This is a genomic window from Nocardiopsis sp. TNDT3 (assembly GCF_003427465.1).
GTDB classification, from domain to species: domain Bacteria; phylum Actinomycetota; class Actinomycetes; order Streptosporangiales; family Streptosporangiaceae; genus Nocardiopsis; species Nocardiopsis dassonvillei.
In genome coordinates this window covers 1-1,465 of sequence record NZ_QPFC01001355.1, presented here as the reverse complement: position 1 = coordinate 1,465, position 1,465 = coordinate 1, and the positions used below count along the sequence as shown (strand labels likewise).

Annotated in this window: 1 protein-coding gene; it reads left to right on the top strand. The window is 71.4% G+C overall.

Going from position 1 to position 1,465, the window contains the following annotated elements; all coding sequences use genetic code 11:
* Nucleotides 1-106 precede the first annotated feature (106 nt).
* Nucleotides 107-1,432, top strand: coding sequence for a CpaF family protein (locus tag DQW06_RS27765; RefSeq protein WP_019606754.1), 1,326 nt, complete (start codon nt 107-109; stop codon nt 1,430-1,432).
* The last annotated feature ends 33 nt before the right edge of the window (nt 1,433-1,465 follow it).

Genomic DNA, 1,465 nt, shown 5'->3' with positions numbered 1-1,465 from the left:
CCCCCCCCCCGGCGCCAGGGGAGAACGCAGCGGAAGTCGTGTCGGGGCGCCGCGCGGCGGGGTGCGTCCCCGCCGTGCCGGCCCCCGGGGGAAGGAGAGCGGGGCCATGGGTCTGAAGGACCGTCTGGAGGAGGACCGCGCCGTCGAGGGGCGCTCCGAGCGCAGCAGTGTCACGCACTGGCGCAGGCGCCTGCTGGAGGAGATCAACCTGGAGGACCTCACCAGGCTGACCCTGGCCCAGCGCCGGGTCCGCCTGGAGAAGGTCGTGGGGCACATCCTCACCCGCGAGGGCCCGGTGCTCTCCGACCGGGAGCGTTCGGCGCTCATCCGCCGGGTCGTGGACGAGGCCCTGGGACTGGGCGTCCTGGAGCCGCTGCTGGCCGACGAGACCGTCACCGAGATCATGGTGAACGGCCCCGACAACGTGTTCATCGAGCGCGGAGGCCGGATGCAGCGGGTGGACGCCACCTTCAACGGCGAGGAGCAGCTCTACCAGACCATCGACCGCATCGTGTCGATGGTCAACCGCCGCGTGGACGAGTCCTCGCCGATGGTGGACGCGCGGCTGCCCACCGGCGAGCGCGTCAACGTGATCATCCCGCCCCTGTCGTTGTCGGGCCCGGTGCTGACCATCCGGCGCTTCCCCAAGCCCTATCCCATCGACGAACTGGTGCGGATGGGGAGCCTGGACTCGCCCACCGGCATCCTGCTGGCGGCGATGGTGCGGGCCCGTTTCAACATCGTGGTGTCCGGCGGCACCGGTACCGGAAAGACGACCTTCCTCAACGCGATGTCGGCGTTCGTGCCCTCCGACGAGCGCATCGTCACCATCGAGGACTCGGCCGAGCTCCAGCTGATGCAGGACCACGTGGTGCGCCTGGAGTCCAGACCGCCCAACATCGAGGGCCGGGGTGAGATCGCCATCCGCGACCTGGTGCGCAACGCGCTGCGGATGCGCCCGGACCGCATCATCGTCGGCGAGGTGCGCGGCTCGGAGACCATCGACATGCTCCAGGCCATGAACACCGGCCACGACGGGTCGCTGGTGACCGTGCACGCCAACTCGGCCGACGACGCCATCCACCGGTTGCAGACCCTGGCCACGCTGAGCGACGTCAACGTGCCCTACGAGGCGATCCGCGACCAGATCAACAACGCGGTGGACGCCATCGTGCACCTGGGCCGGTGGCCGGACGGGTCGCGGCGGGTCAACGAGATCGCGGTGGTCTCCTCACGGCGGCGCGAGGAGTTCCGGCTGGACCCGGTGATGCAGTTCTCCGCCCTGCCCATGGGCCCCAACCGGGCCGTGGAGGGCGAGTTCCGGCACTTCCCGCTGCCCCGGCACATCGCCGGGCGGATCTACCACGTGGGCGAGGCCATCCCGGCGGCCTTCGGGGTGGTCACCGACGAGCGCCCCCGCAGCGGCTGGTGAGGCCCTCCCCCGCGCCCCGGCGGGCGCGTCCCC